Source organism: uncultured Chitinophaga sp. (genome assembly GCF_937874145.1).
Lineage (GTDB): Bacteria > Bacteroidota > Bacteroidia > Chitinophagales > Chitinophagaceae > Chitinophaga.
Map to the genome: position 1 here is coordinate 1 of NZ_CALNBI010000353.1, position 7839 is coordinate 7839.

Below are 7839 nucleotides of genomic sequence, written 5' to 3' on the forward strand. Positions count from 1 at the left end.
AATGAATACAAATCCTTCAATTACGACACCGCATTCTCATACGCCCTCCAACTCAAAAAAATCGCCGCGGGCATGAACGACCCCCAACGCGCCGCATACGCCGATATCAAACTCGGTTTCATCCTCCTCTCGTCCGGCATGTTCCGCGAAACCGCCAGCGTTCTCGACTCCCTCCGCGCCCCCGCTCTCCCCGATACCATGCGGGCAGAATATTACGTCCTCATCCGGAGATATTACTACGACCTCGCCGATTACGTCAACGACTGGTATTACTCCCCGCAATATCTCCGCCAGGCAAGCATCTATACCGACTCCGCCGCCGCCTATTACCCCGAAAACCATTTCGAACGACTCTCCTGCCTCGGGTATAAATATTTCAAAGAAAACCGCCTCGACTCCGCGCTCCACTACCTCCACCGCACCATGGCCCTGCCCAACCTCTCCTGGCACCAGCAAGCCATGATCAAGGCCAACCTCGGCTCCATATACGTCTTCCGGAAACAATACGACTCCGCCATCGCCATGTTCGCCCAGTCAGCCATGGCCGACACCCGCGGCTCCGTCAAAGAAACCACCGCCGCCTTCAACCTCGCCTCACTGCTGTTCCAGACCGGCGACATCAAAAACGCCTCCCGGTACATCGAACGCGCCGTGCAAGACGCCACCTTCTACGGCGCCCGACAGCGGAAAGTCCAGGTGAGCGCCATCCTACCCATGATCGAAGGAGAAAGGTACAACGCCGTCGAAAACGAGAAAAACCGCCTGGTGGTCTATTCCGCCATCGCCACCTTCCTCGTCCTCGCCCTCATCCTCCTCACCTTCATCATCTTCAAACAAATCCGCCGCCTCAAAGCCGCCAAGGAAATTATCACCCAGGCCCACCGCCGCCAGCAGGAAATCAACGAAAAACTCATCGAATCCAACCGGATCAAAGAAGAATACATCGGCTACTGCTTCCACATCGCCTCCGCCTACATCGAAAAAATCGAAAAACTCAAAAACCAGGTCGAAACCAAACTGGCCGACCACAAACACGGCGATATCCGCTATATCGTCAATAATATAAATATCAAACAGGAACGCGAAGAGCTCTTCCACAACTTCGACCGCATCTTCCTCCGCATCTTCCCCAACTTCGTCGCCGAATTCAACTCCTTCTTCCGGGAAGAAGACCAGATCCGCCTCAAAGACAACGAACTCCTCAATACCGACCTCCGCATCTACGCCCTCATCCGCATCGGTATCTCAGAAAACGAAAAAATCGCCCGCATCCTCGAATATTCCGTCAACACCATTTACGCCTATAAAACCCGCATCCGGAACAAATCCATCGTCCCAAACGACGAATTTGAAGACCGGATCCTCCAGATCAAGATCTGAATCAGTTAATATTATCTATATTTATATATATTGTTAATCTGTTGTAAACCATATTCTTAAAATTCAGAGAACCCGTTAATCCGCCTTTAATTTCTATACTCAGGTGATAATAGTTTGCCACGAGGATCGAACCCGCTTACTTTGAACCGTTCAACCAAAATGGATTTCACGTTCATTCAATTCCACCGGTAAAAACCATCTCTGTAATTCTTTAAACACTACGTTATGATCAAAATGCGACTGCTCAGCGCGTTACTGATTTGTCCGCTCCTGATACTATCCCAGGCAGCGTTAGCCCAGACAAAACCAGTTTCCGGCAAGATTAGCGACGAAAAAGGAGAACCCATCCCCGGGGCCAGCGTCCAGGCCAAAGGCACCAATATCGGGACCGTCTCCGACGCCACCGGCGCCTTCAAACTGAACGTCCCCGACAAAACCCAGACCCTGGTCGTGTCCTTCATCGGCTACGCCCCCCAGGACGTCAGCATCGCCAATTCCTCCCAGGTAAACGTTGTCCTCAAGCTCGAAAGCTCCACCCTTACCGACGTGGTGGTAGTCGGCTACGGCACCACCCGGAAAAAAGACCTCACCGGCGCCGTTACCTCGCTGAAAGCCAAAGACTTCAATAAAGGCATCGTGGCCGCCCCTGACCAGCTCATCCAGGGCAAAGTGGCCGGCCTCATGATCGTCAACAACTCCGGCGCCCCCGGCGCCGCGGCCACCGTCCGCATCCGCGGGGTATCGTCCGTTCGCTCGGGCAACCAGCCGCTCTACGTAATCGACGGCGTGCCCCTCGACGGCCGCGTGGCCCGCCCCGAAATCAACGCCAACGGCATCGGCCAGACGCCCACCGCCAACCCCCTCAACTTCGTCAACTCCTTCGATATCGCCTCCATGGACGTGCTGAAAGACGCCTCCGCCACCGCCATCTACGGCTCCCGCGGCTCCAACGGCGTCATCATCATCACCACCAAAAAAGGCCAGGAAGGCCCCGCCAAACTGGACTTCAATTACTCCGTGGGCGTCAGCAACGCCATGAAAAAACTGGAAGTGCTCAGTCCCGAAGAATTCCGTCAAACCATCAAAAACTACAATTTCGCGGAAGGCGACGGCGGCGGAACGGCCGAAGGCCTCAATTCCATCCTCCGCACCGGCGTTACCCACAACTTCAACGTGGGCATCAGCGGCGGTTCCGAAAATGCACGCTACCGCGCCGCCTTCGGATTGATGGACCAACAGGGCATCGTCCTCAAATCCGGGCTGAAGAAATACACCGGTAACCTCACCGGCCAGTTCAAATTCCTCGAAAGCCGCCGCCTGGGGCTCGATTTCTCCCTCATGGCCGCTCAAACCGTGGAAACCATGGCCCCTATCTCCAATAACGCCGGTTTCACCGGCTCGCTCATCGGCCAGGCCCTCCAGTGGAACCCCACGCTCAACATGCGCCAACCCGACGGCAGCTTCACCATCCTCGGCAACAACAGCGCCGTCAACCCGCTGGCCATGTCCGAAGCCTGGGACGATAAAGCCGATATCAATTACCTTCTCGGGAACATCTCCCCGTATTTCAAGATCACCGACGACCTGGAGTACCGCTTCCTCTTCTCGATTAACCGCCAGAACGGTATCCGCCGAACGCAAATCCAGTCGTGGATCAATATTAATGGGGTGAAAGACCTTGGCCAGGCCTACTATGGCAACGCCGAGCTGCTTACCAAACTGTACTCCCACACCCTGAACTTCAATAAGCAGATCACCAACGCCTTCCATCTCGGCGCGGTGGTTGGGTATGAATACCAGGATTTCCAATACAGGACTACCGACCTGGGCGCGCTGGGCTTCAGCACCGACGCGCTGCCGTACACCAGCATCCTGCAAGACCCCATGCAGAGCAATACCTTCATGTCCGCCAACGTGCAACCCAAATCCGAACTGCAATCCGTGTTCGGAAGGGTGACGGCCAACCTGCAGGACAAATACCTGCTCACCGCCACCATGCGCGCCGACGGCTCCAACAAGTTCGGGAAGAACAACCGCTACGGGTATTTCCCGTCGTTTGCGGCGAAATGGAATTTGTCGGAAGAAGATTTCCTGAAAGGCAACGGTTTCATCCAGCAGCTGGCGATCCGCGCGGGCTGGGGCATCACCGGGAACCAGGAATTCCCGGCAGGCGCGGCGCAGGAGCAATTCCTCCTGAGCGGCGGCGGCAGCTCCCGCCAGGTGAACGCAGCCAACCCCGACCTGAAATGGGAGAAATCCGCGCAGCTGAACGCCGGCATCGACTTCGCCATTCTCGATAGCAGGATTTCCGGCAGCGTCGATTACTTCAACAAGAAAACCTCTGACCTGCTGTTCAATTTTATCGCCACGGGCCCCGGCCCGGCCGCCAACGTATGGCGCAACATGCCCGGCGAAATCCTCAACAAAGGGGTGGAACTGGCGCTGCGCGGTGAAATCATCCGCGGGAAGAACTTGCTCTGGAACCTCGGCGTGAACGCAGCCTTCATGAAGAACGAACTGCAGAATTATGAAGGTCCGGATGTGCTGACCGGCGCGATCAGCGGTCAGGGTGTGACAGGGGCTACCGTGCAGCGCTTCGCCAACGGCTACCCGCTGAACGTGTTTTACCTGAGAAAATGGACGGGATTGAATAAAGACGGCATCAGCGAATACGAAGGCGGCGCCGACAAGATGCATTACAGCGGCGATCCCAATCCCCGCACGCTCCTGGGCATCACCACCGACCTCAATGTGAAGAAGTGGTATTTCGCGGTGAACTTCAACGGGGCTTTCGGCCACAAGCTGTACAACAACACCGCCAATACCGTACTGCCGGTGAATAACCTGTCGTCGCGCAACATCGCGAAGGAGCTGATGGGCAACAACGAAAGCACCGCGAACCCGATCGCTACGTCTACCCGTTACCTCGAAAACGGCAACTTCCTGAAACTGACCAACGCCACCGTGAGCTATTCCTTTGGTGATATCGGCAAAAGCTTCAGGAACCTGAACCTTTCGCTCACCGGGCAGAACCTGTTCGTGATCACGAAATACACCGGATTCGATCCGGAAGTGAACACCGACAAAAGCGTGAACGGCGTGAACTCCTTCGGTATCGAGTACATCCCGTACCCCACGGCGCGCAGCATCATGCTCAGCGTAGGCGTTTCCTTCTAATCCAGTTCCAGTTCATTAAAACAGATTATCATGCATCTTCATAAAAAACTATCCATCCTCGCATTGTCCGGCATCGCCTTTGGCGCGTGCACGAAGCTGGACGAAAAACTGGGCTCCACCCTGGTGCGGTCCGAAGCCGAAAAAGTGATCAAAGTGAATTCGCTGCTCATCAACGCCTACAACGATATGCAGCTGCCTTTCCAGGACCAGTCGAACTTCTGGGCCCTGCAGGAAATGCCTTCCGACGAAGCGGTGGCGCCTACGCGCGGTGGCGACTGGGACGATAACGGCGCCTGGCGTTCACTCAAGCTCCACACCTGGACGCCCGAGCACGGCACCATCCAGAATACCTTCACGAACCTGCTGCTGTTGCAGTTCTCCGCCACTAATGTCCTCAACTTCCAGCCTTCCAAGCAACAGGCGGCGGAAGCACGTTTCATCCGCGCGCTCAGCATGTTCGCCACGCTCGACGGATGGGGACAGGTGCCTTACCGCGAGCCGAATGAAAACCTGCTTCTTGCACCCAAAGTGAAACCGGCCGCGGAAGCCATTGAGTTCATCATCGCCGAGCTCACCGCCATCATTCCCGACCTGCCCGAGCGCTCCGGTTCCGTAAAAGCCTGGACGGCCAATAAAGACGCGGCCAGAACGCTGCTGATGAAATGCTACCTCAACAAGGGCGCATTCCTCAACCGCCAGAATCCCACGTTCGACGCGGCAGACATGCAACAGGTGATCACGCTGGCCAATGAAGTGATCGGCTCCGGCCGCTATTCGCTCGCCAATAATTATTTTGACAACCTCGCGTACAACAACGACGTGATCGGTACGGAGAATATTTTCACGCAGCAGAACGGCCCCGGGCTGAGCACCATCCGCGGCGGCAACGCTGCTTTCTGCCATTGGGCGCCCACTTTGCACTACCACCAGATGCCCAGCGGCTGGAACGGTTTCGCAACCACCGGCGAATTCTATGACCTGTTCGAAGCCACGGACACGCGCCGTGGTATGGCTTATGACGGCGTGACGGACGTGACCGGCACCCGCGTAGGTTTCCTCATCGGGCAGCAATTCAATAAAGACGGCGTGGCGCTGAAAGACCGTAAAGGCAACAACCTCGCCTTCACCCGCGACCTGAAGCTCCAGGAAGCCGGTACGGATCTCGAGATCAAAGGCATCCGCGTGGTGAAATATCCGCCCGATATGGTGACCGACGGCGGGCACAACAGCAACAACGCCAGCAACGACTGGGTATTCTTCCGCCTGGCCGATGTGATGCTCATGAAAGCCGAAGCCCAGCTGCGCACCAACGCCGCCGGGGCGGGATTGCTGGTGGTGAACCAGCTGCGCGTGAAACGCGGCGCTACGCCTTTGGCGGCCCTTACACTCGACAACCTGCTCGACGAGCGCGGCCGTGAAATGTATTGGGAAGGTTGGCGCAGGCAGGATCTCATCCGCTTCGGGAAATTCCTCGAGCCCTGGGACCTGAAACCCAACGACGATCCCCGGAATCTCCTGTTCCCCATACCCGTAAACGATCTGGCCGTTAACCCCAACCTGAAACAGAATCCGGGATATTAGTTTTTAAAGACTGAACAGGAAAATATCCAGGCAGAGGGCGGTACCGCCGCTCTCTGCTGGATTCTTTTTGCAAAAAATTCGGCAATATATGATCGGCAGATTAATTGGATGGTGCCTCCTGGTATCCACCACCACGGCGGCGCAGCAGGTAGTTACACCCGGAAATGTAACCGGTGTGAAGATTAGCGGACAAACCATCCGCATTACCGCCGCCAATGCCCGTGCGGAAATAACGGCATGGTCGCACAATGTGGTGCGGGTGCGGATGGACAGGAAAGAACTGGAAAAGGATTTCTCTTACGCCGTGGTCGCCACACCGAAGAATTTTTCACCCAGTATCACCCAAACCGCCGATGAGATCCGGCTGGAAACGGATTCGCTGGTGGCGCGCATCGGCAAGAAGCCCTTCTCCATCACTTTCCTCACCAAAAACGGGGAAGTACTCCTGGCCGACGAGCCTGGTTTAAACACATCGTGGATCGGTGAAGAAGTGACCGCCTACAAAACCATGCAGGACGGCGAACGCTTCATCGGGCTGGGCGAAAAAACCGGCAACCTCGACCGCCGTGGCAGTTCCTACACCAACTGGAACACCGATGCGTTCGGGTATACCGTCAACCAGGACCCCATCTACGCCACCATTCCGTTCTATATCGGCATCCATCACGGGAAGAGCTACGGTTTGTTCTTGGACAACAGCTACCGCACGAATTTCAACTTCGGCGCCAGCAACAACCGGTTTGCCTCCTTCTCCGCCAACAGCGGCGAAATGAATTACTATTTCATCCATCACCCCGAAGTTTCCGGCATCATCACCGCTTACACCTGGCTCACCGGCCGCATGCAGTTGCCGCCGCTGTGGAGCCTCGGATATCAGCAGAACCGTTACAGCTACTATCCAGAAGCGGAAGTGATGCGGATCGCACAGACGATGCGGGAAAAGCAAATCCCGGCCGACGGCATCACGCTCGATATCCATTACATGGACGCCTACAAACTTTTCACCTGGAACCGGCAGCGTTTCCCTGACCCCGCCGGCATGAACGCCCGCCTGCGGAAACTGGGCTTCCGGACCACGGTGATCGTAGACCCGGGAATCAAAACCGAAGACGGTTATCATGCCTACGAAAGCGGCAAGAAGGAAGACATTTTCATCAAATACTCCGATGGACAATACTACACCGGCCAGGTATGGCCCGGCTGGTGCCACTTCCCGGACTTCACCGGCCCGAAAGGCCGCGGCTGGTGGAAGGAGCAGGTGAAAAGTTTTACGAATGCGGGAGTAGATGGATTGTGGAATGATATGAATGAAATCGCTACCTGGGGGCAGAACATGCCGGACAATGTGCTGTTTGATTTTGAAGGAAGAACGGCCACTCACCGCCAGGCGCACAATGTATATGGACTGGCCATGGTGCGCGCGAGCTACGAAGGCGCGCGCGAATCCATGCAGGGCCGCCGGCCTTTCCTCCTGACCCGCGCCGGCTACGCCGGCCTGCAGCGCTACACCGCCATCTGGACGGGCGACAACCGCGCGGAAGACGATCACATGCTGCTGGGCGTCCGCCTGATGAACAGCCTGGGCCTCAGCGGCGTGGCGTTTTCCGGGATGGACATCGGCGGATTCACCGGCAACGGATCGCCCGAGCTCTACGCCCGCTGGATCCAGCTGGGATCGTTTATGCCGTATTGCCGCAGCCA

4 protein-coding genes are annotated in these 7839 nt (G+C 56.4%); all 4 read left to right on the forward strand.

The genetic code is table 11. The features are described 5' to 3' along the window. Positions 1 to 1380: DUF6377 domain-containing protein (locus Q0510_RS17190; RefSeq protein ID WP_298714604.1), on the forward strand; the 1380-nt coding region annotated here is incomplete at its 5' end. Positions 1381 to 1605: 225 nt separating this feature from the next. After that, positions 1606 to 4557 (forward strand): SusC/RagA family TonB-linked outer membrane protein, encoded by a 2952-nt coding sequence (locus tag Q0510_RS17195; protein WP_298714607.1) that lies wholly within the window; start codon positions 1606 to 1608, stop codon positions 4555 to 4557. A gap of 30 nt (positions 4558 to 4587) precedes the next feature. Continuing rightward, entirely contained in the window at positions 4588 to 6138 is a 1551-nt protein-coding gene (locus Q0510_RS17200; protein ID WP_298714610.1) for a RagB/SusD family nutrient uptake outer membrane protein, read from the forward strand. Between the two features lie 88 nt (positions 6139 to 6226). Continuing rightward, positions 6227 to 7839 (forward strand): TIM-barrel domain-containing protein (locus Q0510_RS17205; RefSeq protein ID WP_298714613.1); only part of this gene is annotated, 1613 nt, incomplete at its 3' end.

What these genes read in the sequence shown, in the direction of transcription:
- Q0510_RS17200 (WP_298714610.1), top strand. Translation starts at nt 4,588, where the DNA reads ATGCATCTTCATAAAAAACTATCCATCCTCGCATTGTCCGGCATCGCC.
- Q0510_RS17195 (WP_298714607.1), top strand. Translation starts at nt 1,606, where the DNA reads ATGATCAAAATGCGACTGCTCAGCGCGTTACTGATTTGTCCGCTCCTG.